General features: G+C 62.9%; 21 protein-coding genes and 2 pseudogenes. 6 read left to right on the forward strand and 17 right to left on the reverse strand.

The features are described 5' to 3' along the window. The first annotated feature begins 36 nt into the window (after nucleotides 1-36). Both ACFDR6_RS33250 and ACFDR6_RS33255 read left to right on the forward strand, forming a co-directional pair. Nucleotides 37-1,116 carry a YeeE/YedE family protein gene (locus tag ACFDR6_RS33250; protein ID WP_375860925.1) on the forward strand — a complete coding sequence of 360 codons (1,080 nt, stop codon included), beginning with the start codon at nucleotides 37-39 and terminating at the stop codon, nucleotides 1,114-1,116. 695 nt (nucleotides 1,117-1,811) lie between these two features. Next, a pseudogene (locus tag ACFDR6_RS33255) lies at nucleotides 1,812-3,226 on the forward strand (tyrosine-type recombinase/integrase). Here the strand turns inward: ACFDR6_RS33255 and ACFDR6_RS33260 are convergent. Next, nucleotides 3,160-3,582: pseudogene (locus tag ACFDR6_RS33260) on the reverse strand (SDR family NAD(P)-dependent oxidoreductase); the annotation flags it as partial. The pseudogenes ACFDR6_RS33255 and ACFDR6_RS33260 overlap by 67 nt on opposite strands. A 127-nt stretch (nucleotides 3,583-3,709) precedes the next feature. On the opposite strand from ACFDR6_RS33260, the gene ACFDR6_RS33265 reads away from it, so the two are divergent. Next, entirely contained in the window at nucleotides 3,710-4,630 is a 921-nt protein-coding gene (locus ACFDR6_RS33265) for a LysR family transcriptional regulator (RefSeq protein WP_375860926.1), read from the forward strand. A gap of 132 nt (nucleotides 4,631-4,762) precedes the next feature. On the opposite strand, the gene ACFDR6_RS33270 is transcribed toward ACFDR6_RS33265, so the two are convergent. Beyond that, entirely contained in the window at nucleotides 4,763-5,755 is a 993-nt protein-coding gene (locus ACFDR6_RS33270) for a GlxA family transcriptional regulator (RefSeq protein ID WP_375860927.1), read from the reverse strand. Between the two features lie 103 nt (nucleotides 5,756-5,858). Between ACFDR6_RS33270 and ACFDR6_RS33275 the strand changes: the two genes are divergently transcribed. Continuing rightward, the gene (locus ACFDR6_RS33275) at nucleotides 5,859-6,500 is read left to right on the forward strand and encodes an HD domain-containing protein (RefSeq protein ID WP_375860928.1); all 642 of its coding nucleotides are present in this window, start codon (nucleotides 5,859-5,861) and stop codon (nucleotides 6,498-6,500) included. Between the two features lie 101 nt (nucleotides 6,501-6,601). Continuing rightward, nucleotides 6,602-8,059 carry a catalase gene (locus ACFDR6_RS33280; RefSeq protein ID WP_375860929.1) on the forward strand — a complete coding sequence of 486 codons (1,458 nt, stop codon included), beginning with the start codon at nucleotides 6,602-6,604 and terminating at the stop codon, nucleotides 8,057-8,059. 134 nt (nucleotides 8,060-8,193) lie between these two features. Here ACFDR6_RS33280 and ACFDR6_RS33285 read toward each other — a convergent pair whose 3' ends face one another. From ACFDR6_RS33285 to ACFDR6_RS33310, 6 genes are read right to left on the reverse strand one after another with little or no spacing between them, the layout of a single operon-like run. Continuing rightward, a complete protein-coding gene (locus ACFDR6_RS33285) occupies nucleotides 8,194-8,574 on the reverse strand; it encodes a RidA family protein (protein ID WP_375860930.1) in 381 nt (126 codons plus the stop codon). Between the two features lie 27 nt (nucleotides 8,575-8,601). Next, a complete protein-coding gene (locus ACFDR6_RS33290) occupies nucleotides 8,602-9,402 on the reverse strand; it encodes an enoyl-CoA hydratase/isomerase family protein (RefSeq protein WP_375860931.1) in 801 nt (266 codons plus the stop codon). Between the two features lie 12 nt (nucleotides 9,403-9,414). Continuing rightward, nucleotides 9,415-10,233, reverse strand: coding sequence for an ABC transporter permease (locus ACFDR6_RS33295; RefSeq protein WP_375860932.1), 819 nt, complete (start codon nucleotides 10,231-10,233; stop codon nucleotides 9,415-9,417). Continuing rightward, nucleotides 10,230-11,006 carry an ABC transporter permease gene (locus ACFDR6_RS33300; RefSeq protein ID WP_375860933.1) on the reverse strand — a complete coding sequence of 259 codons (777 nt, stop codon included), beginning with the start codon at nucleotides 11,004-11,006 and terminating at the stop codon, nucleotides 10,230-10,232. The genes ACFDR6_RS33295 and ACFDR6_RS33300 overlap by 4 nt, the downstream gene beginning before the upstream one ends. Further along, on the reverse strand, nucleotides 10,999-11,778 hold the full coding sequence (locus ACFDR6_RS33305) for an ABC transporter ATP-binding protein (protein WP_375860934.1): 780 nt from the start codon (nucleotides 11,776-11,778) through the stop codon (nucleotides 10,999-11,001). Before ACFDR6_RS33305 ends, ACFDR6_RS33300 begins: the two co-directional genes overlap by 8 nt. Before the next feature lie 22 nt (nucleotides 11,779-11,800). Continuing rightward, nucleotides 11,801-12,742 (reverse strand): ABC transporter substrate-binding protein, encoded by a 942-nt coding sequence (locus ACFDR6_RS33310; protein WP_375860977.1) that lies wholly within the window; start codon nucleotides 12,740-12,742, stop codon nucleotides 11,801-11,803. Nucleotides 12,743-12,868: 126 nt separating this feature from the next. Between ACFDR6_RS33310 and ACFDR6_RS33315 the strand changes: the two genes are divergently transcribed. Beyond that, nucleotides 12,869-13,477 (forward strand): MarR family winged helix-turn-helix transcriptional regulator, encoded by a 609-nt coding sequence (locus tag ACFDR6_RS33315; protein ID WP_375860935.1) that lies wholly within the window; start codon nucleotides 12,869-12,871, stop codon nucleotides 13,475-13,477. A gap of 47 nt (nucleotides 13,478-13,524) precedes the next feature. Here ACFDR6_RS33315 and ACFDR6_RS33320 read toward each other — a convergent pair whose 3' ends face one another. The 9 genes from ACFDR6_RS33320 to ACFDR6_RS33360 form a co-directional block, all read right to left on the reverse strand. After that, a complete protein-coding gene (locus tag ACFDR6_RS33320; RefSeq protein WP_375860936.1) occupies nucleotides 13,525-15,714 on the reverse strand; it encodes a xanthine dehydrogenase family protein molybdopterin-binding subunit in 2,190 nt (729 codons plus the stop codon). Next, the gene (locus tag ACFDR6_RS33325; RefSeq protein WP_375860937.1) at nucleotides 15,711-16,175 is read right to left on the reverse strand and encodes a (2Fe-2S)-binding protein; all 465 of its coding nucleotides are present in this window, start codon (nucleotides 16,173-16,175) and stop codon (nucleotides 15,711-15,713) included. The genes ACFDR6_RS33320 and ACFDR6_RS33325 overlap by 4 nt, the downstream gene beginning before the upstream one ends. Before the next feature lie 35 nt (nucleotides 16,176-16,210). After that, the gene (locus ACFDR6_RS33330; RefSeq protein ID WP_375860938.1) at nucleotides 16,211-16,603 is read right to left on the reverse strand and encodes a RidA family protein; all 393 of its coding nucleotides are present in this window, start codon (nucleotides 16,601-16,603) and stop codon (nucleotides 16,211-16,213) included. Nucleotides 16,604-16,631: 28 nt separating this feature from the next. Next, nucleotides 16,632-17,345 carry an ABC transporter ATP-binding protein gene (locus ACFDR6_RS33335; protein ID WP_375860939.1) on the reverse strand — a complete coding sequence of 238 codons (714 nt, stop codon included), beginning with the start codon at nucleotides 17,343-17,345 and terminating at the stop codon, nucleotides 16,632-16,634. Beyond that, on the reverse strand, nucleotides 17,342-18,115 hold the full coding sequence (locus tag ACFDR6_RS33340; RefSeq protein ID WP_375860940.1) for an ABC transporter ATP-binding protein: 774 nt from the start codon (nucleotides 18,113-18,115) through the stop codon (nucleotides 17,342-17,344). Before ACFDR6_RS33340 ends, ACFDR6_RS33335 begins: the two co-directional genes overlap by 4 nt. Nucleotide 18,116: 1 nt before the next feature. Further along, on the reverse strand, nucleotides 18,117-18,995 hold the full coding sequence (locus ACFDR6_RS33345) for a branched-chain amino acid ABC transporter permease (RefSeq protein ID WP_375860941.1): 879 nt from the start codon (nucleotides 18,993-18,995) through the stop codon (nucleotides 18,117-18,119). 11 nt (nucleotides 18,996-19,006) lie between these two features. After that, nucleotides 19,007-19,879: a branched-chain amino acid ABC transporter permease gene (locus ACFDR6_RS33350; RefSeq protein ID WP_375860942.1), complete on the reverse strand. Its 873-nt coding sequence runs from the start codon at nucleotides 19,877-19,879 to the stop codon at nucleotides 19,007-19,009. 23 nt (nucleotides 19,880-19,902) lie between these two features. Beyond that, complete coding sequence (locus ACFDR6_RS33355; RefSeq protein ID WP_375860943.1) at nucleotides 19,903-21,024, reverse strand: ABC transporter substrate-binding protein; 1,122 nt, start codon at nucleotides 21,022-21,024, stop codon at nucleotides 19,903-19,905. Between the two features lie 88 nt (nucleotides 21,025-21,112). Continuing rightward, nucleotides 21,113-22,153 (reverse strand): LacI family DNA-binding transcriptional regulator, encoded by a 1,041-nt coding sequence (locus ACFDR6_RS33360; protein WP_375860944.1) that lies wholly within the window; start codon nucleotides 22,151-22,153, stop codon nucleotides 21,113-21,115. Nucleotides 22,154-22,160 lie beyond the last annotated feature (7 nt).

Consider the following 22,160-nt stretch of genomic DNA (forward strand, 5'->3'; position numbering starts at 1 on the left):
TACCCAAAGAGGCAGAACAAACATCTTGCGGGAGGAATGCTCAATCCCTCGACCATAGCATTCGCATGCGGGTTTGCCGCCGGCGCCGTCCTCGGTATTGCCGGCCGAGCGGGCCGTTTCTGCACGCTCGCGATGCTTGAGGACGCGTTCTTCGGATCGGATCATCGTCGCCTGAAATCCTTTGCGCTCGCTGCGGCCGTGGCGCTGCTGGTGACGCAGGCGCTCGCAGCTTTCGGCATCGTTGACCTGTCGCGATCGATCTATCTCACCGCATCGATCGGGCTTGGCGGTGTGATCATCGGCGGACTGATGTTCGGCGTCGGCATGGCGCTCGTCGGCACTTGCGGCTTCGGCACGCTGGTGCGCGTCGGCGGCGGCGATCTGCGCGCCATCGTGGTCTTTCTCGTGCTCGGCCTGTCCGCGCTCGCGACCATGCGCGGCATTACCGGCATACTGCGCGTGGCGTTGATCGAGCCACTGTCCCTGCAGCTTGCAGAGGGTAGCAACCAGACCCTGACATCGCTGCTCGGCGCAGGCAGCACGGCACGCGCGATTCTCGTCGTGACAATTGCCGCCGCACTCGCCTTTTGGGCGCTTGCGGACGGCAGGCTGATCCGGTCGCCGCGACTGCTGGCCTCCGGTCTTGCCGTCGGCGCCGCGATCGCGTTCGGCTGGTTCGCGACCGGATGGCTTGCAGACGACGAGTTCGATCCCGTGCGGGTCTCTTCCCTCACCTTTGTGGCCCCGCTCGGCGACACCATCCTCTACATCGCAACCTTCTCCGGCGCACGGCTGAACTTCGGCATCGGCTCTGTGGCGGGCGTGGTCACAGGCTCGTTTGCCGCCGCGATGCTCGCGCGCGGCTTCCGCTGGGAGGCCTGCGACGACGCCCGCGAATTGAAACGTCACATGATCGGCGCGCTCTTGATGGGCGTCGGCGGCATCATGTCGATGGGCTGCACCATCGGTCAGGGCCTGAGCGCATTCTCGACGCTTGCCGTATCGGCTCCGATAGCGATGCTTGCCATCGCCTGCGGCGCGCGCCTTGGGCTCGAGTTCACGATGACGGGCGAATGGCTGCCAGCCGTGCGAAGACTATTCGGGGCTTCGACCTAGTGTTTCAACCGAGCTACTCAGCCGTCATCCCCCGAGCGCTTCTGCTACTCGGGAATTCAAATTGCGAAAGCTAATTTCGAGAAGCTGATCGAGCGGGCTTGCATCGAGTGGCCGCTTGCGAGCCCGCCTCTCCAACAAGTCCAAACTTGCATGGGCATCACTTAAGAGAAATGATCCGCACTTGCTCTCGATAGACTTTTCTTGATCTCCCGGTGCACACGTCGTGCACACGCCGCCTTCTAACCGATTGAAAAACTTGAAGTCTCGTTCCAATCCATCATTGGGTAAATCGGAGCACCATTCTGGTCGGCGTCTGCTGAGCCAGTCTGCACCTCACCCGCACAACGAACTGCTGGGCTGTAGTGCGACGCCGGCCTTCGCATTATCAATGCAGTGGCGATTGCTGGGGCCAAAAACGACCGTTTGACAGATCAGATGCTCAGACGGTTTGGACGGCTAAGTCGTTGATTTGGTGGGCGCACCAGGGCTCGAACCTGGGACCCGCTGATTAAGAGTTCAAAACCGGCGCCTCTCTACGATTTCTGAATCTGCGCCACACTACGACAACATCCAAAAAGGTCTTTTATTTATAGGGACTTGTCGCATAGCTTCGTAGTCTAGAGAGCCCAGACCTTCAAACACCTCGGCTCGCCAAAACCGTTTGAAAACCGTTTTAGCAGTTCACGTCCGCCCTCATGACCGACATTCGCATTGCTCTCAGCGACAAAGCCATCGCTCAGCTACCGACTCCTGAAGATGGCTGGTATCTGGCTCGCGACACTGAGTTGAAGGCTTCTTCGTGGTCGTGGGGAAGCGAAAAAGGACCTTCACTGTTCAAGGTGATCTTAGACAGCGAGGAAAGCGTGCCTCATCCATCAGAGTGTCGATTGGAGATGCCAGCAAGTTGACTACACGAGCGGCCCGCGCGATTGCCAAGGAATATCTTGCCCAGATCAGCAAAGGGCACCACCCGAAAGCGAGGCAAGACGGAAAGGCCGAACAGGCCGAGACCGATGGGAATAGTGCTGTAGCCGCTACCCTGAAGCAGGCCTGGCAACGCTATCTGGAAGCCCACTTGATCCGAAAAGGTCGCAGCGACAAAACTATAAGCGGCTATCGCGATCACGTCGAACGTCTCTTTTCGGAATGGCTTGACACCCCTTTGCTCGATCTCGCGAATGATCCCGCTCGCGTCGCGGAAAAGCATGATCAACTTACCAAGGAGAACGGTTGCTACATGGCGAATGGCAGCATGCGGACGCTGCGGGCCATCTACAATCATGCTCGGAAGACCAATCGATCGCTGCCGCGTGACAATCCCGCAGATGCTGTCGATTGGAATCAGGAGAAGCGCAGGAATACTGGTATGGGCACCGGCGATTTGAAAGGATGGTTTCTTAAGCTGGCCAACGTAGATAATCCAATCCGGCGCGAATTCCATCTTTTCATATTGCTGTGTGGTTCTAGGCCCACCGCGCTGCAGCAGGCCAGACCTGAACACATCAATTTTCGACGGCGAACGCTCCACATCCCAAAGCCCAAGGGAGGCAGTAAGCGAGCGTTCGATATCCCGCTGTCTCGGGAAATGATCCGGAGCCTCATTCGGGTGCTTCGTTTCGGCAGGCAAATGCATCCGTCTCAGGCGCAAGAATGGTTATTCCCAGCTGAGAGCGCCTCAGGACACTTAGCGGAAACAAAGGAGGATCGAGATATCTTACCAAAATGGGGCAATGACCTTCGTCAAACATTTCGGACGATTGCCACCGCTGCGGGCGTTTCCGAATTCGATGCCAAGCTCCTAATGAACCATTCGATCCCTGGTGTGAACGCAGGCTATGTCACTCGACACAAGCTGGTTGAAGACCACCTGCGCAGCCAACAACAAGCTATCAGTACCGTCGTGTTTTCGGCACTCGGTAAGTCGCTTACGGAACAGGAAGCTCTGAGCAATTGGCTTGGTCACGGGGCTCGCCGAAGAGCTGTGACTCAACCGGGGCCAAACACGTTGGGTGAGGACCAAGAAAGAATTCGACAGGCGGCGTCGCTGGTCGAAAAGTTGATGATCCGACCGCCATCGCGAAGACGCTTCGCCGCCTCGCGCATCATGTAAAGGCTGCCCCTCAGGTTGATGGCGATCTGGCTGTCGATCAGCGCGTCGTCGCCATCGGCAATTTTCGCCAGCCTCATGATGCCGGCATTATTCACCAGCACGTCGACGCCTCCGAAAACAGCCTCAGCCGCGTCCCACATGCGGGCGACGGCCTTCGGATCGCTGACATCGGCCTGAGCCGCGAGCGCCTTGCCTCCGTCACCTTCGATAGCTGCGGCAAGCTTTTCGGCTTCGGCGACATTGCCGGCGTAGTTGATGACGACGGTGAAGCCATCCTTGGAAAGGCGCTGCGCGGTCGCCGCGCCGATGCCCCGGGAAGCGCCTGTTATGAGGGCAACTTTCTTGGTCTCGGTCATGAAGTGTCTCCTTGTGACTGCGTTTCATTACGCAGTCCGAAGATGGCCCTCCCTTAACGTCCGGATAATCATCCGCTATTCAACATCACTGTTCCATATAGACGAACAATAGCGTTAAAGGTCGGCTATGGACCGTTTTGAGGCGATGCGGCTGTTCACGCGGGTGGTAGAGCGCCGGAGTTTCACGCAAGCGGCCCAGGACCTCACCGTTCCCCGCTCGACTGCCACCCAGGTGATCCAACAACTTGAGGACCGCTTAGGAGCCCGGCTTCTCCAGCGAACCACCCGCACGGTCCGGCCGACCCTCGACGGGGAGGCCTACTATCAGCGGTGCAAAGCCATCCTCGACGATATCGAGAACGCTGACGGCGCATTCCGCGGCACAGATCCGCGCGGACTGATACGCGTCGAGGTGCAGGGCACGCTCGCGAGGCATTTCCTTCTGCCGGCGCTACCTGAGTTCTTCAAGCGCTATCCGGACATCGAAATCGCTATGAGCGAAAGCGACCGCTGGGTAGACGTGGTGCGCGAGGGCGTGGATTGCGTGCTGCGCTATGGCGCGCTTCCTGACAGCGATCTGGTCGCAAGGTCCGTAGCCACGCTCCGACGGGTCACCTGCGCCGCACCGTTGTACCTTGAGCGATACGGTGTCCCTAAGCATCCGGACGAGATAAAAAACCATCGCGCTGTCGGTATACGCTCGCTCACCACCGGAAGCCTGACGCCGTTCGAGTTCACCTTTGATGGCGAGATGCGGCGGATGGACATCGCATCCCCGTTCTCCGTGACCGGGACCGAGAGTTTTCGCGAAGGCGTGCTCCTGGGTCTTGGACTGGCCCAGATGCCGGTCTTCCACATCGAGCAGGATCTCGCGGCAGGGAGGCTCGTCCAGATACTCGCGGATTTCCCGCCGCTCGCCGTCCCGGTCTCGGTGCTTTATCCGACAAGCAGGCAGCTGTCGCCGCGCGTCCGCCTGTTCCTCGACTGGGCGATACGCCAGTTCAGTACGCGCGAGGCAATCTCAGATCCCTCATGGCAAGACGGCTGAACGCGTTCAAGGAGACCTACGTATTCAAGCAATTGTACGACCCGAGACCCACACGTACCTGTCGGTCGCGGTAAGGCCCTGCGAAACATACGAGGTTCTTTGCACTGACTTCCTGAACTCATCCGCAACCCTTTACAACGCATTGTTAGCGACTCTTGCAAATCGTTTACGGTACTCCGCCGGCGTCACTCCGACATGGCGAGCGAAAGCGCGGCGCAGCGTATCGGCGTCGGCAAAGCCGCAACGGAGCGCCACCTGCTTGGGGGCTTCGTTACCGAACTCGAGAAGCCCCCGCGCCGCATTGACGCGAGCTTCCTCGACCCAGGTCGCCGGCGTGACCCCGACCTCGGCGCGGAACAGCCGGGCAAAGTGCCTCGGGCTGAGCTCCATGCGCGCCGCCAGGCTGGCCACGCTGTGATCGAGCCCCGGATTGGCGGCGACCCAACGCTGCAGCTCCTGCAACGCGGCGCGGCCGGCGGGAACGGTCTCGCCCTTGCGGGTGAACTGCATCTGTCCGCCGGGACGCTTGAAGAACATCACGAGCTGGCTTGCGACCTTCATGGCGGTGTCGCGCCCGAGGTCCTCCTCAACCAGCGCCAGCGCGAGATCCAGCCCCGCGGTGACGCCCGCAGCGGTGCGGAGCTTGCCGTCGGTGACGTAAAGGGCGTCCTTGTCGACCGTGACCGACGGGAATTTCCGCGCCAGCGTGTCCGCGACCGCCCAATGCGTCGTCACTCGCTTGCCATCGAGAAGACCGGCGGCGGCAAGGAAGAACGCGCCGCTGCAGACCGAACCGAATCGGCGTGTCCGCGAAGCCCGCCGCCGCAGCCAGTCGACCACGCTGCCGGACGCCGGGACCTCGGCCGCGTTCGGGCATCCCGCCACCAGCAAGGTGTCGATCGGCTCCTGGAAATCACGGTCAACGATGCGATCAGGCATCAGCCGGACGCCCGAGGAACTGCGCACCGGCCCCGGCTCCGCGCCCGCCACGAACAGCGCATAGGCGGGATAGCCAGCCTGCACATTCGCCTCGGCAAACACGTCAAGGGGGCCGGCGACATCGAGCAGCTGCACCCCTGGCAGCGCCATGATCACAACAGTCTTCGATTTCGGCTTCGCGCCCATGTCCGTCCCGATCCGGATTTGTCCGTTTTAGACGTATTACGTTTATTTAAGACAACATAGCCCGGATCTACGATGTGCGCGACGGAAACTAAAGGAGCCGCACATGTCCGCCATCACCGAAGCCGCCGCCATTCCCGACAGCAAGCTGGCGCGCGCCATCACCGAGTACATCCGCGATACCGAGACGAACCTGCTCTTCAATCATTCCAGCCGCGTCTACCAGTTCGGCGCGATGGCCGGCGTCCGGCGCGGGCTGACATTCGATCGCGAACTGCTCTACGCCGGCGCGATGTTTCACGACATCGGCCTGATGCCGGGTCATGGCAGCCAGCACGAGCGGTTCGAAGTCGACGGCGCGCATGCCGCGCGCGACTTCCTGCGCAGCCACGGCATTTCCGAGGCCGACGCCTACACGGTCTGGACCGCGATCGCGCTGCACACCACGCCCGGCGTCCCCCAGCACATGCACCCTGTTGTGGCGCTGGTGACGGCCGGCGTCGAAATGGACGTGCTCGGGCTCACCTACGGCGAATATTCCGACGCGGAGCGCGAGGCGGTCGTGAAGGCGTTTCCGCGCACGCCGCAGTTCAAGGAAGACATCATCCAGGCCTTCTACGACGGCATCAAGCACCGGCCGCATACCACGTTCGGCAACGTCAAGGCCGATGTCATCGCCGACAAGGAGCCGCATTTCCATCGCGGCAATTTCTGCAGCGTCATCCGCGGCTCGCATTGGCACGGCTGACCGGCATTCGCAGAAACGTCGTGCGATCTAGAAATCGCGACGTGGACACGTGTGATCCACAGAGCCACAGCCGGCAACGACCCCAGATATGAGGACGACCCATGACCGAATCGAAACGTTTGACCCATGCGACGGGCGCACCCGTCAGCGACAATCTCAACATCATGACCGCCGGCCGCCGCGGCCCTGCGCTGTTGCAGGATGTCTGGCTGATCGAGAAGCTGGCTCATTTCGACCGCGAGGTGATTCCCGAACGACGCATGCACGCCAAGGGATCCGGCGCCTTCGGCACATTCACGGTGACCCACGACATCTCGGGCTATACCAAGGCGAAGATCTTCGCTGATATTGGCAAGCAGACGCCGATGTTCGCGCGCTTTTCGACCGTGGCCGGCGAGCGCGGAGCGGCCGATGCCGAGCGCGACATTCGCGGCTTTGCGCTGAAATTCTACACCGAGGAAGGCAATTGGGACATGGTGGGCAACAACACGCCCGTGTTCTTCTTCCGCGATCCCTTGCGCTTTCCCGACCTCAATCACGCGATCAAGCGCGACCCGCGCACGGGGATGCGCAGCGCCGACAACAATTGGGATTTCTGGACGCTGCTGCCGGAAGCGCTGCATCAGGTCACAATCGTGATGAGCGAGCGCGGCATCCCCAAAAGCTTCCGCCACATGCACGGCTTCAGCAGCCATACCTACAGCTTCATCAACGCTGCCAATGAACGGACCTGGGTGAAGTTTCATTTCCGCACCCAGCAAGGCATCGAAAATCTGAGCGATGCCGAGGCGGAAGCGCTGATCGGCAAGGATCGCGAGACGCACCAGCGCGATCTGTTCGAGAGCATCGAGCGCGGCGACTTCCCGCGCTGGACGCTGTTCGTGCAGGTGATGACCGACGATCAGGCCAAGGCATTTGCCTTCAACCCGTTCGACCTCACCAAGGTCTGGCCGAAGGCCGCCTTTCCGCTGATCGAGGTCGGATATTTCGAACTGAATCGCAATCCAGAGAACGTGTTTGCCGAGGTCGAGCAGGCGTCGTTCTCGCCGGCCCATGTCGTGCCCGGCATCAGCTTTTCGCCCGACAAGATGCTGCAGGCGCGGCTGTTCTCCTATGGCGACGCGGCGCGCTACCGCCTCGGCGTCAACCACCATCTGATTCCGGTCAACGCGCCGAAATGCCCGTATCACAGCTACCATCGCGACGGCGCGATGCGGACGGATGGCAATCTGGGGGGAACGCCGACCTATTTCCCGAACAGCCGCGGCGAGTGGGCCGACCAGCCCGATCTCAACGAACCGCCGCTGGAGATCGACGGCGCCGCAGCCCATTGGGATCATCGCGTCGACGACGACCATTATCAGCAACCGGGCGATCTATTCCGCAAGATGAGCCCAGCCCAGCGCCAGGTGCTGTTCGAGAACACGGCACGAGCTGTCGGCGGGGCGGCGGTCCATATCCAAGAGCGTCATATCGTCAATTGCGCCAAGGCGGATCCTGACTACGGGGCCGGCGTCGGTGAGGCGCTGGCAAGGCTCGCTACAGTTCGCTCCAAGTAGACCGTTCCGCCCGGGGGTCCGGAGTTGCACCGCAGACCATTCGATAGGAAGCGCTCAGCCGATGATCGACTGATTCGCTTCGACGCAAAACAAGAAAACGGCCTCAGTGGATACGCTGAGGCCGCATCGATACCTTAGCGCGAAGGCACCAAAGCCACGGCCTCGATCTCCACCCGCGTCCCGATGCCAAGGAGTGACCCTGCTCCAACGGCAGTGCTGGCCGGGGGCTCCTTGCAGTCCTCGAACATCTGGACGCGAACCCGGTTGAAACCGTCGTAATCGGCCAAATCCGCTAGAAATGCCGTGGTCTTCACGATATCCGACAGCGAGGCGCCGTGTTTGCCTAGCACACGCGCGATGCGCTCGAAGATGCGGCGGGTCTGGAGTTCGATGTTGTCGCGTGCGTCCTCGTCGACGCAAAGGCTTCCCGACAGGAACAGCAGTTCACCATTCGACCCGAGCGGGACGCGGCGGGCCGGCGATAACCGCGGTCTGTTTTCTTGTGACGTCGACATGAGACTGAACGTTTCCTCTGTGGTCGTTTACTTTTCGGCGGGTGTGGCAGCGGCGGTCGCAAAAGCCGGAGGCCGCCGTTCGGCGAAGGCGCGAAGCCCCTCCTCCGCATCGGCCGATTGAAGCAATTGCTTTTGCAACGCGCCTTCCAGAGCCAGCCCCTCTTTCAACGAGCCGTCCAATCCGTATTGGACGGCGCGTTTCGCGGCCTTGACTGCGAGCGGCCCGTTCGCCGCGATGCGCTTGGCTATCGCGAAGGCGGTATCGAGCAGCGCTTCGGCCGCGACCACGCGGTTCACGAGGCCGATCCGCTCGGCGCGCGGCGCATCGATCGGCTCGCCGGTCAGGATCATTTCCAGGGCGCAGCCCATCGGAACGAGCCGCGGAAGCCGCTGGGTGCCACCGCCGCCCGGCAGCACACCCCACCGCACCTCAGCCAAGCCAAACCGCGAGTCTGGCGTACAGATGCGAATGTCGCACGCCATCGCCAGTTCAAGGCCGCCGGCGATGCAATGGCCCTGGATCGCAGCGATGAGCGGCTTGGTGATCTCGCCGACCAGTGTCATGCCGCCGAAGCTGATGGCGCTTTCGGAGCCAGTCAGAGCGTGCTCGCGGCGCCAGGGCATATACGTCTTCAGATCGCCGCCGGAACAGAACGCACGACCGCCCGCACCGGTCAGGACAGCGACCAGCAAATCCGGGTCCGCCTCGTACTCTTTCCAGACCTCGGCAAGCGCGCGATCGTGCTCGACATCGAGCGCGTTCATGGCGTCGGGCCGGTTGATCGTGACGAGAGCGACCGCCCCCTTCCGTTCGAGGTCGATGGACATGATCTGTTCCCTTTAAGACCGGCCCTGAGGCATCAACGCCCAGGATTCGAAAGCGGCAAGCGCCGCGTTGATGACGAAGCCGAACGAGCCGACGACGGCCAGCAGGCCGAAGACCTCGGCCGCGTTGAAATTGCGCTGCGCCATCAGGAGCAGCGCGCCGAGCCCCGGCATCAGCGTCAGCATCTCCGTAAGCAGCGATACGATGATCGCCAGCGGCGCGGCGACGCGCACGCCCGTCAGGATCGACGGCAGCAGGGCGGGGAGGAAAATCTTGGTCACCCGCGCGATCGCGCCGAGCTGCAGGGATCGCGCTGCCTCGAGCAGCGTGGGATGCAGCGACCGCACGCCCGAGGTGGTGTTGAGCAAAACGGGCCAGATCGCCGCGAACACGATCACGAAAAGCTTCATCTTTTCATCGACGCCGATGATCAGGGCCGCCACCGGAACGATGGTTGGGGGCGGCAAGGTGCGCAAAAATTCCAGCGTCGGCCCGAGACAGCGCGCCAGCCCCGGAGAGGCGCCGATCAACCCGCCGATGCCGACGCCCAGTGCCGTGGCAAGCACAAGGGCCGCAGCGACCGACTGGAACGTCACCAGCACCGCGGGGAGAAGATCTCCCGCGCTCGTCCTGTCGATCAGGGCGGCCGCCCATGTCGACGGCGGCGGAAAATAAGGCGAGCGTGGATCGCCCAGCACCTGCCAGAGCAGCAGCAAGGCGATCAGCGGCAGCAGTCCTTGCAGCGCCGACCAGGCGTTGCCGGCCGTATGGAAGGCCCAGCGGCGTCCCCTGCCACCGCCGACGGTCTGTGTGGGCGCGTTCGTTGCGGTCATGATTGCTGAAGCTCCCGAATGCCGGGGAACAGCTGCGCGAATGTCACTCGCAGGCACGCGTTGAGGAGAACGCCGAGCGCACCGGTCGCGACGAGATAGCCGAACATCAGGCCGGGCTGGAGAGCTTCCTGCGCCGTCACCAGCCCCCAGCCCAGCCCGGCCGGATTGCCGACCATCTCCGCGATGACAGCGACGACGAGTGCGAGACCGAGAGCAACACGGGCGCCGACCATGGTCGATGGCAACACCGCGGGAACGATGAGCTTGCCGAGCCGCTCTGTTCGCGACAGATGCAGCGTCGCGGCCGTATCGAGCAGCCTCGGGTGGATGGCCTTCGCCGCTGCGACGGTGTTGACGATGACCGGCCACACGCTGGCGAAGACGATCACAGTGATTTCCGTGGTGACGGTGAAGCCGAACAGCAGCACCGCAACCGGAACAAACGCAACGGCGGGCAAGGGCCGGAGCAGCTCGAGCGACGCGCTGAAGAAGCGATGCATGATCGGCGAGAACGCGAGCGCGAGCCCGATAGCCGCACCAAGCACGCTCGCAATCGCCCATCCGGCCACGGCGCAGGCGACCGTGTGTGCGGAATCGGCGATGATCTGGCCGGACCGGATCGCGCCGTAGAGTGCCTGCCAGATCTCCGTCGGAGCCGGAAGGAATTCGAAGCGGGTCGCAGCCGTCCTGACGCCGACCTCCCACGCGAGGAGAAGGACCAGAGCGGTCGCGAGCGCCGGCGCGTTGAGCGCGCCGCCTAAGCGTCTAAGCATGGATCTCATGGCGAAACGCCTCGTAGAGCTGATGACGCAGTCGCAGATATTCGGGAAGCTCCTTGGTCGCGATCTGATCGCGCGGCCGCGGCAGGTCGACGCTGATGCGGCGCGCGATGTGGGCCGGACTGCCCTTCAGGAGAATGATCGTATCGCTGAGATAGATCGCCTCCTCGATGTCGTGGGTGACAAAGAGCACGGTCGCGCCGGTCTCGGCCTGGACCGCCAGAAGCTGGTCCTGGAGCGAGGCCTTCGTCATGGCGTCGAGCGCGCCGAACGGCTCGTCCATCAACAGAGCGCTCGGCTCCATGGCGAGCGCCCGGGCGATCTGCACCCGCTGCTGCATGCCGCCCGACAGTCGCCACGGATATTCATCCCTGAAGCGCTCGAGGCCGACCATGCGGATAGCGTTCTGAACCTTGTTGTCGAGCTCGGCGTTGCGCAGGCGACCTTCCACACCGAGCGCGACGTTCCTTCGCACGGTGCGCCACATCAGCAGAGCGTGCCCGTAGTCCTGGAACACCATGGCCATGCCGGGCGCCGGGGAATGAACCTCGCGTCCCTCGTAGACGGCGCGGCCAGAACTGTAGGGTGTCAGCCCGGCCAGCGTCCGCAGCAGGGTGGTCTTTCCGGTGCCGGAGCCGCCGAGGATCGAGACGAACTCGCCGCGCCTGACCTCGAGGTCGAGATCTTCGATGATGCGGCGAACGCCCGGCGCGCCCGGCAGATCGATGCAAAGGCGCTCGCACTGGAAACTGGATTGGGTTGTCATGATCGCTGCCAGTCGTCCCGGGTCACTTCAGCACGAGGTTGGATGGGTTCAGCTCGGCGGAGAGTTGCCCGGTCTCCCGCATCGCCTCGATCCACGCCGAGATGTGCCGTGCCGTCAAAGCCGTACTGTATGTCGGCAGCACGATGCTTTCGATCACCTCATTCGGCAGATGGGTCCATTTGGCGAGGATCTCGCGCGCTTCGACCTCATAGCCTGCGATATAGGCGCGCGCCTCCTCGAGCGCGGCGACGAAGCGCGTGATCGCCTCGGGATTGGCGCGCGCCCAGGTGCCGTTCGCCATCCAGCAGGTCAGCGTCACGGGATCGCCGACCTGGAGCATGGGATCGCCGAGGTCGATCTGGCCCGCCTTGTTGAGCGCGCTGACGAACGGCTCGACCTCCTCGACCGCGTCGACGCGCTGCGCCTTGAGCTGGTCCACCATGTTGGGGAACATCATCTCGACGAAGCGGACGCTTTTCGGATCCACCCCGCCCCGCTTGAGCGCAAGCAGGGTCGCGATATGGACGACACCGTTGATCGACGGCGTGCCGATCGTCTTTCCGGTCAGCTGGGCGATCGAGGTGATGCCTGATTGACTGCCGGCGATGAGGCGCATCTGCCGGTTGGCCGCCGTCTCCAGCGTGTTGCCGCACACGCCGGCGACATCGAGGCCGCCCGCTGCCGCCTTGATGATATCGATCGCGGTGGCTCCCGAAATGTCGAGCTGACGGCCGAGCGCGCCGATCGTCGTGGAGAGGTTCTGGACGGTCATGATCTCGACGTCGAGCCCCTTTTCCAGGAAGAGGCCCTTGTCCTTCGCGACCCAGAGCGGAAGCCAGGCCGACGAGATAACCGAAGCGACGCGGATCTTGATGGGTGCCGCGCTGCCTTGCGCGAAAGCGCGCGATGGGCGGATGGCGGCCGCGCCGAGCAGGCCGAGAATGGTGGAGCGCCTCGTGAGCATCACGTTTTCCTCCTTGTTGTGCAGCGCTCCTGTTGAGCGCATCGGCCAGTTGCTTTATGACTTGGATAAGAAGTATCACATAAAGATACTTTATATCAAGATACTTTATATGAAGGAATATCGGACGTGAAGCGGGACGCAATCGACAAATTCGCCGGCGAATGGGCGCGACAGTTGCCGAACCTCGACGTGTCGCATCTCGAGACCGTCGGCCGGATCTGGCGCATCAGCGAGCATCTGCGCCGCCAGTACGAGCTGTGGCTCCAGCCTCACGGATTGAATTGGGAGACGTTCGACGTGATCGTGTCGCTGCGCCGGCGCGGCGCGCCCTATCGCATGCGGCCGACGGAGCTCAGCGAGGCCTGTCTTTTGACCTCGGGCGCCATGACAAACCGGCTCGACCGCGTCGAGCGCGCCGGCCTGATCGTCCGGCGTCCCGCGCCGGACGATCGCCGTTCGGTTCTGGTCGAGCTCACGCCGAAAGGGATCGCCTTGGCCGACCAAGTGATCCAGCCGCACTTCGCGGCAGCCCGGCAGCTGCTTGAATGTCTCGACGACCGGCAGCGGCAGACTCTCGCACATCTCCTGCGCGATGTCCTGACGACGCTCGAGCCGATCGACGACGAAGCGGCCGGCGAGGATGGCACGGCCAAGGCATCCACCGCGGCGCCTGGCAAAGGCCGGGCGACCGCGAAGCCCGGTGCAAAGGAAAAGCGCGCGCGCCGCCCCACCTGACACGCACACAGCGCAGAAGGAGATAGCTGGCGCTGGTCGCCCTCGCCTCATGTGGTTTCGATCGGCAAACGTCTGACGCGCCGTCCGCTTGCCGCGAAGATCGCATTCGTCAGCGCCGGCGCTACAATAGCGGTCGCCGCCTCGCCGAGGCCGCCGGGTTCGGCGGTACTCGGCATGATGTAGGTCTCGATGCGCGGGGTTTCCTCGATGCGCATCGGCAAATAGTTGTCGAAGTTGGATTGCTCGACGCGCCCGCCCTTGAACGTGATGGCCCCGCGCAGCGCCGCGGTCAGGCCGAAGATCGTCCCGCTCTGCACCTGAGCGTCGATCATCAGCGGATTGACCGGTAAGCCGCAATCCACCGCGCAGACGACACGCTCCACCTTGACGGTGCCCTTGTCGCCGACGGCGACGTCGACCACGAGCGACATATAGCTCCCGAACGCGAACTGGACGGCGACGCCGCGGCCCTTTCCAGCGGGCATCGGCTTGCCCCAACCGGCCTTCTCCGCCGCGAGATTCAGGACGGCGAGCGCGCGAGGATTGTGCCCGAGAAGAGCCCTGCGGTAGTCGACGGAATCCTTGCCCGCCGCAGCCGCGAGTTCATCCACAAAACTCTCGACGACGAAGACATTGTGCGCCGGTCCCACGCCACGCCAGAACCCGGTTGTGACGCCGGGCGGTTCGGCGCGGACATAGTCGACCAGGATGTTGGGCAGGGCATAAGGCGGTTCGGCGGCACCCTCGACGGCGTCGAAATCGAGACCGTCCTTGAACAGCGCAGGCACGGCGCGCGCGATGATCGAAGAGCCGCACACCCGATGATGCCAGGCGACCGGCTGTCCCGCGGCATCGAGCCCGGCCGAGATCCGATCATAGTAATAGGGACGATAGATGTCGTGCTGGATATCCTCTTCGCGACTCCAGATCACTTTGACGGGACCGTCGACCTGCTTGCCGATCTCAACGGCGAGCAGCGTGCCATCCGGCTCGAGCCGGCGGCCAAAGCCGCCGCCGATATACTGGTTGTGAATGACCACGGCGTCCTTGGGAATGCCGAGCAGGGAGGCGACCACGGCTTGCGTGACGGTCGGGATTTGCGTGCCGACCCAGATCTCGCAGGAGTCCTTGCGGACATGCACGGTGCAGTTCATGGGCTCCATGGCCGCATGTGCCAGGAACGGAAGCTCGTAAGTCGCCTCGATGCGCTTCGCGGCAGCGGCGAACGCCGCGTCGAAATGCCCCTCGCTCCGCGCCACGGCGCCGGGACTCTCGGACACCCGTTTGAGCTGCTCGACAATCATCTTGCTGTCGACGGATGCATTGGGGCCATCGTCCCACGCGATCGCAGCAGCCGCCAAGCCTTTCTTCGCCGCACCCGTGTGGTCGGCAACGATGGCCACCGCCCGGTCGATCGTGACGACCTGGCGTACGCCCTTCGTCGCGAGCGCGGCCGCCTTGTTCATGTCCTTGGGCCGACCGCCCATCACGGGCGAAATCGCGAGCGCGGCAACTTTCAGGCCGGGCGGCATGACGTCGATGCCGAACTGGGTTCGACCGGAGACCTTGTCCGAAGCCTCGATCCGCTTTGGCGACTTTCCGATCAACTTGAACTGGTCGGGCGACTTGAGCTTGATCTGATCCGGCGCCGGCGGCTTCTCGGAGGCCGCAGACCGCAGCAGATCAGGATAGGGCAGCGACTTCGTTCCCGAGGGATCGAAGACGACGCCGTTCTTCACGGTGCAGGCGGACGCGGCCACGTTCCACTGTTTCGCCGCTGCTGCGACCAGCATCAGGCGCGCCGCAGCACCCGCCAGCCTCAGCGGCCGCCAGAAGCCGCGAATGGAGGCCGACGCACCGGTGGTTTGTTGGCGCAGGATCGGAATCGGATTGGCGTAGAGCGCATCGTTGGGCGGCGCATGTTCGACCGTGACCGCATCGAGGCCGACCTCGAGCTCCTCGGCCAGCAGCATCGACATCGCGGTGTAGATCCCCTGCCCCATCTCGACGCTGGGGATGGTGAGGTGTACGCGCCCATCTGGCTCGATGCGGACGAACGCGTTGAGAGCCGGCGCGCTCTCCTCGCCTGCGGCCTGCGACGGGGACGGCAGCGCGACCGTCAGGGCAAGACCACCCAGCGCGCTTGCTCCGACCTTGAGCAGGCTTCGGCGCGAGAGCTGCGCCAGATAGCGGCGCGCCACCGGCCGCGGCAATATCTCGGTATCCAATTCCATCATGGCTGCTTTCCTTCCGCCGCCTGCTTGATGGCATCACGAATACGATTGTAGGTGCCGCATCGGCAGACATTGCCGGACATTGCGTCGTTGATCTCCGCGTCGGTCGGATGCGGCGTGCTGGCCAGCAGCGCCGCGGCGGACATGATCTGCCCCGACTGGCAATAGCCGCACTGGACCACGTCGAGGTCGAGCCAGGCTTCCTGGACCTTGCGGCCGTCAGCGGTGAGGCCCACGGCTTCGATGGTCGTCACCGCGGAGTCGCCGATACTGTCGACGGTGGTGATGCAGGAGCGGGTCGCGACTCCATCGATGTGAACCGTGCACGCGCCGCACAGCGCCATCCCGCATCCGAATTTCGTCCCGGTCATCTTGAGGACATCGCGAAGCACCCACAGCAGGGGTGTATCGCCGTCGACATCCACGGTGTGCCGTGTGCCATTGATCTTGAGAGCGTATGTCATTCTTTCGCCGGTCAATTGTCGTGAAGGATTGCCGTTCAGGCCGGCGCGAGCGCGACGGCTTCGATTTCCAGCAGCAGTCCGAAATGCAGGGACGCCACGCCCGCAACCAGCCTCGCTGGCCGGACGTCGCCGATCCAGTCGGCATAGATCTGGTTGAAGGCCGGCCAGAAATTCATGTCGGTCACAAAGATGCGCACCTGAAGCAGCCGGCTGCGGTCGGTCCCGGCAGCTTCCAGGCAGGCATCGACATTGGCGAGCACCTGTTCGGCCTGCCGCTCGAACGGCTGGTCGCTCAAGGGCTTGCCTTTCGCGTCGACCGGAAGCTGCCCGGACACGAACACGAGGCCGGCGGCGGTACAGGTGTGGGAATAATGACCGGCGGGCGAACGCAACCGATCACTGTTTGCGAATACGATACTCTGCTGCATGGTGCTGCCTTCGATGTCTGCCTTCAGTTCAGTAGAACTGCATGAGGACCTTGTTATCCGCCAACGCGTCCGGACACGTCTCGTGGATGATCGCGCCCGAGCGCATCACCAGGACACGATCGGATATCTTGAACGCTTCCTTGACGTTCTGCTCGACCAGCAGGATCGACAGCCCGAGCTGCTGCTGAAGCTGCCGGATCGGCTGGAGCAGATCCTGGAACAGTTTTGGGGCCAGTCCGATCGACGGCTCATCCATCAGGAGGCAGCGGGGCCGGCTCAGCAAAGCGCGCGCGATGCTGACCATCTGCTGCTGTCCCCCCGACAGCGTGCCCGCGCGGCGCGCGTAAAACGTCTTGATCCGAGGCAGGATCGACATCACCCATTCGATGCGCTCGGGCTGCTCGCGCTGCGGAACGTCGGTCGCCCACATCGCGAGGCGGAAGATTTCGTCGACTGTCAGGCCTGGAAAAATTCCGCGGCCCTCGGGCACAAGTCCGATCCCCAGGGCCGCCATCTTCTTCGGCTCCGGCAGGTGCAGGCGCTGACCGTCCACCGATATCTCGCCCGCTTGGCGGGAAACCACGCCGAACAGCGCATTCAACAGGGTCGACTTGCCGGCGCCATTGTGACCAACGAGGCAAAGCACCTCGTTCCTGCGGATCTGGAGGCTGACGTTGTCGAGCACGACGCGGCCGCCGTAGCCGACGCGGAGATTCTCAACGCTGATGAGAGCATCGGTCATGAGTTGCGTTCGCCGAAATAGATGGAAGACAGCTCCGGATTTCCGAGGATCTCCTCGGGCTCGCCGTCGGCGAGAAGGCGACCCTGATCGAGAAAGCTGATCCGGTCGGAGATGCTCACGACGATCTCGAGATTGTGCTCGATGATGCAGATCGTGATGCCGCGACGGACCTCGTTGCGCAGCAGTGCGACGAAGCGCTCGTAAGATCTGGGATCGAGCCCTGACGCTGGCTCGTCGAGAAGCCAGATCTTGGCCTTGGTGGCCATGATCCGCGCCATGCTCAGGAATTTGCGCTCTGCGTAGGCCAAATCGTTCGCGCGCACGCTGGCCTTGTGCAGCAGCCCGGTGGCCTCGAGAATTTCGTGCACGCGCAGGTGACGCTCCGCGCCGCTTCCGGCCTCGGACTGCCAGAACCAGGCGCTCTTCTCCATCACAGTGAGCACGTTCTCGAAAACCGTCATGTGGGAGAAGAGACGAAGATCCTGGAAGGTCCGGGCGACGCCGAGGCGCGCGATCTTCCAGGGAGCGGTACCGAGGATCGATTGGCCCTGCCAGCGGATATCGCCCGAGGTTGGCCGCAGATGTCCGGTGATCAGGTTGAACAGCGTGGTCTTGCCCGCCCCGTTCGGGCCGACCAGCGTGGTGATAATCCCCTCACGAAGATTAAGTGAGACATCCTCGACCGCTTTCACGCCGTCAAAGCTCTTGGTGAGATTGGCGATCTCCAGAAGCGTCGTTGGCGGGGCTGGTGATTTCGACGCCTGCAGCACGTCAGGCCTCCCCTTGCTTTGCACCCATCAAGCCGTCCGGCTTGAAGATCATCAGGAGGACCATCGCGAGCCCATAGATCATCTGCTGCACGGATCCGATCTCGGTGCGCGGCAAGAATGGCAGATAAGTCAAAGCGGCCGGCAATAAGGTGAGGAGAACCGCGCCGACGATTGGCCCACACACCGTTCCGATGCCGCCAACGATGACCATGGCCATAAATAGCGTCGAGGCGTCGATGGTGAAGCTCTCGACGTTGATGAAGCTGAGATAGTCGGCATACAGGACGCCGGCCACGGCGCAAACCGCTGTCGCGTAGAACACCGAGAGCGTCTTGATCAGCGCGACGTTCTTGCCGAATGCCAGCGCGGCCGACTCGCTGTCCCTGATAGCCTTGAGGTTCCGGCCAAAGCTGGAGCGGACGATTGCCGTCGTCAGGACGACCACCAGCGCCAGCGTCACGATGGCTAGGCCGAGGAATTCGGCCGGCTCGGTGAACGCGTGGCCCGCGATGCTTGCCGGCGGAATGCCGACGAGGCCGCCCATACCGCCAGTGACCGACTTCCACTCGGTGAACACCGTTACAGCCAGGACCTGAAACCCGAGCGAGGCTGCCACGAAGTAGTCGCCTCGGACTCTCAAGGCGGGCAGCGCCAAGGCCGCCGAGATCAATCCGGCGATCAGCATCGCAGCCACGAGCTGAAGCAATAGCGAATCTGTCCATTGCAACGCAATGAAGGCCGCAACATAGGCGCCGACACCGAAGAACACGGCGTGGGCAAGCGAGAATATGCCGGCATATCCCATGATGAAATTCAGGGTGATAGCCAGGATGGCGTTGATACAAACCAGCGTTGCTAGGTTTACGAGATAAGCAATCACGATCGAGACCCTCAGCTAGTTACGGCGCGGCCGAAGAAGCCGGCCGGACGCAGCACGATGAACGCGAACAGAATGAGGAAAGTGACCGCCTCGCTCCACTGCGGATCGAACCGCCACAGAGCCAGATTTTCTGCAATACCCAGCAACAGCCCCGCGCAGGCAGCCCCGCGCAGGCTTCCGACGCCGCCGACGATGGTGGCGGCGACGCTGAGCAGCATGACGCGACCGCCGATCGCCGCATTCAATCCTGACGTCATGCTGGTGATGACCGCGGCCGGGACGACGAGCAATGATCCAAGCGCGAACGCACACGTCGAGACTGCTCTCGGGTTCAGACCAAAGGTCCGCACCAGCGCCGGGCTCTCCGAGAGCGCGCGAAGCGCAATACCGATGTTGGTCCTGCCGAGGAAAAACTGGAGCGCAACGAAGCACGCTAGCGCCGTGACGACGGCGATCCCCGCCGTCGGGGCCACATAGAGTCCTGGAACGAGCTCGATGCTCCTGCTCAATACCGACGGCACTGAAATGAAACCGCGCCCGAAAATGGTACCGAGCAGGTTCTGAATGACGACCGCGACGCCAAAGGAGCCGACGAATATCGTGAAGAACGAGCCGTCGGTGCTCTGGATCGGGCCATAGACATAGCGATCCAGCGCGACCCCGAACACCACAACCACGATGCAGGCAGCGAGGATCGCGATCGGCCACCAGACCAGGAGAACGACATACAGATAATAGAACACGTATGCGCTGATCGCGAAGCTCGCGCCGTGAGCGAAGTGGAAGATCTTCGTGGCTCCGAAGATCAGCGAGAAGCCGACGGCGGTCAGGCCGTAGAGGGCTCCGACCTGGATTCCGTTGATGATGAGCTGGAGAAGCAGCATTGGTCCTCGCACGGGCGTCAGAGTTAGTGGGCCGCAACGGTCTCGACGACGGCCGGTTCGCCATCCACTTCGTTGATCTGCATTGCCGACCGGATTGTGCCGTCCTTTTCGAAGGCGACGCGCCCGCCCACCAGATCGAACGCTCCGATCTCTCGACGTTTCGCCAGAAGGTTCTCGCCCGTGATCTGCAAGCCGGCCTTCTGTAAGGCAGACGCCAGGACCCCGTACAGCATCACGGCGTTGTAGTAGTTGGCGGCGTAAGCGGTCGGCGCCCTGTTGGTCTTGGTCTGATATTCCCGCGTGAACCGCTTGGTCACCGGATCGTCCGAATTCCAGTCGATCCGCTGCGTCGTGAACAGAGCACCCTTGGCCTCTGGAAGGTTGGCGATGGCGGGAATCGCGAACCCCGAATAGCTGGCGAGTTGCTGCGTAACGCCATTGTCGCGCAGTTGCTTGATGATCTGCGACTGCTGCGCACCGAACGAAGCGATGTAAACGACGTCTGGCTTGGCATCGCGCACCCGCGCCGCGACTCCACTGAACTGCTGGGCGTTCGACGGCACGGACAGCGCCTCGGCAAGCGTCCCTCCGAGCGCAGGCAGGCTGGATTCAAGCTCACGCTTGATCGATTGGCCGAGCGGATCGTCGATATAGACGAGGACAAACCGCTTTAGTCCCCGCTTCTGAATGAGGTAGGGGGCCATTGCCCGCACCTCGAAATTGGCGAGCGGAATAACGTTCCAGAAATACTCGCCAAGCTCGGCAAGGTCGGGCCCGACCCCGCCACCATTGACGGCGACGGTGTGGCTTCGCGCGGCCGTCGTGGAGATGGCCTTGGACACCCCGGTGAACGCGGAAAGCACGTAGCTCACCTTCTCGACGTTCACGAGCTTGTTCATGGCGATCACGCCTTGCTGCGGGAGCGCCTGACTGTCCTCATAGGCAATCGACAACTTTCCGCCGAGGGTCTTGGCCTCGTTGAGGTGGGAGACCGCAAGCTCGGTCGCCCCCATGTAGAGATCGCCGTAATCAGCATTCGCGCCGCTCAGAGGGAAGATTGCCCCGATGCGAAGATCCTCCGCCGACGCCTGCCCGGCGGGGGCGAGAAGAAGCATCGAAAATGCAAGAACCGCGACTTTTCGCAAAGGCCACATCGCAAACTCCCAATTTACGAAAACGATTTCGCAACCTAGGGCGCGCCAGCCCGGCTTGTCAAGCGAGAGATGCCGACTTTCAGATTTCGCCCGCTGCGACCAATTGGCTGCCGTGCGACGACCGCAGAATCAGCTCAGGAGACCAGATCTCCTGCAATTCCTTCGGCGAACGGCCGTCCATGAGGGCAAGAAGCAGGTCAACCATGCGACGCCCCGCCTCGAACGTCGGCGCGGAGAACGTGGTCAGGGGCGGATTCAGATAGGGCCCAAGCGGATGATTGTCGCACCCGATCACCGGAACATCGACGCCCGGGCGCCTGCCGGTCTCCGCGATCGCCTGCATCGCGCCGGTCGCGATCAGGTCATGGCCGCACATGATCGCCGTCGGCGGATCGCTCATGGCCAGCAGCTGGCGGGCGCCGCTCAGCCCACCCTCTTCGCTGTTGCTGGTCTCGATCACGAGATCAGGATCGAAGGGCAGCTTCGCCGCCTTCAGGGCCGCGCGATAGCCTTCCTGCAACAGATGGCTGATCATGAGGTAGCCCGGCGTGCTCAGGAGCCCGATCCGGCGATGCCCAAGCCCTATGAAACGCGCGGTACCATTGCGGCCGGCGACCGTGCGGTCGATATCCACGAAGGGAAACGGCTTCCCGGTCTCGCTGCGACCCAGCGCCACAAACGGAACGTTGCGCTCCTGAAGATAGCGAATCCGGGGATCGTCGCGGCGCGTGCGGCCGAACAGCACGGCATCGACCCGCTGCCTCTCGACCAGGCGGCGGAAGCTGTCGAGCTCCGTCTCCAGCGTTCGTCCCGCGACGATGATGAGCTGAAACGGGGTTTGGCTGAGATTCTGGTCGATCCCCATGAGCAGATCGAGGAAGAACGGATGCGCGAAATGGGTCTGCGGCGGCGACAGCACGAAGCCGATGGTCTCCGACGTCTGCGTGCGCAGCCGCCGGCCCGCCGGATCCGGTGAAAAGCCAAACTTTTCCGCCGCTTCCAGCACGCGCCGCTTGGTCTCGTCGCTCACATCACCGCGGTCATTGATGGCCTTCGAGACCGTCGACACGGCAAGCCCCAAATGCCGGGCGAGCTCTACGATACTGATCCGCTGTTTCATTCAAGCC

This window comes from Bradyrhizobium tunisiense, from assembly GCF_042263385.1.
GTDB lineage: Bacteria > Pseudomonadota > Alphaproteobacteria > Rhizobiales > Xanthobacteraceae > Bradyrhizobium > Bradyrhizobium tunisiense.

Bases quoted from the DNA above. Each gene is read 5' to 3' on its own strand.
- ACFDR6_RS33250 (WP_375860925.1), top strand. From the start codon at position 37: ATGCTCAATCCCTCGACCATAGCATTCGCATGCGGGTTTGCCGCCGGC.
- ACFDR6_RS33265 (WP_375860926.1), top strand. From the start codon at position 3,710: ATGGACCGTTTTGAGGCGATGCGGCTGTTCACGCGGGTGGTAGAGCGC.
- ACFDR6_RS33270 (WP_375860927.1), bottom strand. From the start codon at position 5,755: ATGGGCGCGAAGCCGAAATCGAAGACTGTTGTGATCATGGCGCTGCCA.
- ACFDR6_RS33275 (WP_375860928.1), top strand. From the start codon at position 5,859: ATGTCCGCCATCACCGAAGCCGCCGCCATTCCCGACAGCAAGCTGGCG.
- ACFDR6_RS33280 (WP_375860929.1), top strand. From the start codon at position 6,602: ATGACCGAATCGAAACGTTTGACCCATGCGACGGGCGCACCCGTCAGC.
- ACFDR6_RS33285 (WP_375860930.1), bottom strand. From the start codon at position 8,574: ATGTCGACGTCACAAGAAAACAGACCGCGGTTATCGCCGGCCCGCCGC.
- ACFDR6_RS33290 (WP_375860931.1), bottom strand. From the start codon at position 9,402: ATGTCCATCGACCTCGAACGGAAGGGGGCGGTCGCTCTCGTCACGATC.
- ACFDR6_RS33295 (WP_375860932.1), bottom strand. From the start codon at position 10,233: ATGACCGCAACGAACGCGCCCACACAGACCGTCGGCGGTGGCAGGGGA.
- ACFDR6_RS33300 (WP_375860933.1), bottom strand. From the start codon at position 11,006: ATGCTTAGACGCTTAGGCGGCGCGCTCAACGCGCCGGCGCTCGCGACC.
- ACFDR6_RS33305 (WP_375860934.1), bottom strand. From the start codon at position 11,778: ATGACAACCCAATCCAGTTTCCAGTGCGAGCGCCTTTGCATCGATCTG.
- ACFDR6_RS33310 (WP_375860977.1), bottom strand. From the start codon at position 12,742: ATGCTCACGAGGCGCTCCACCATTCTCGGCCTGCTCGGCGCGGCCGCC.
- ACFDR6_RS33320 (WP_375860936.1), bottom strand. From the start codon at position 15,714: ATGATGGAATTGGATACCGAGATATTGCCGCGGCCGGTGGCGCGCCGC.
- ACFDR6_RS33325 (WP_375860937.1), bottom strand. From the start codon at position 16,175: ATGACATACGCTCTCAAGATCAATGGCACACGGCACACCGTGGATGTC.
- ACFDR6_RS33330 (WP_375860938.1), bottom strand. From the start codon at position 16,603: ATGCAGCAGAGTATCGTATTCGCAAACAGTGATCGGTTGCGTTCGCCC.
- ACFDR6_RS33335 (WP_375860939.1), bottom strand. From the start codon at position 17,345: ATGACCGATGCTCTCATCAGCGTTGAGAATCTCCGCGTCGGCTACGGC.
- ACFDR6_RS33350 (WP_375860942.1), bottom strand. From the start codon at position 19,879: ATGCTGCTTCTCCAGCTCATCATCAACGGAATCCAGGTCGGAGCCCTC.
- ACFDR6_RS33360 (WP_375860944.1), bottom strand. From the start codon at position 22,153: ATGAAACAGCGGATCAGTATCGTAGAGCTCGCCCGGCATTTGGGGCTT.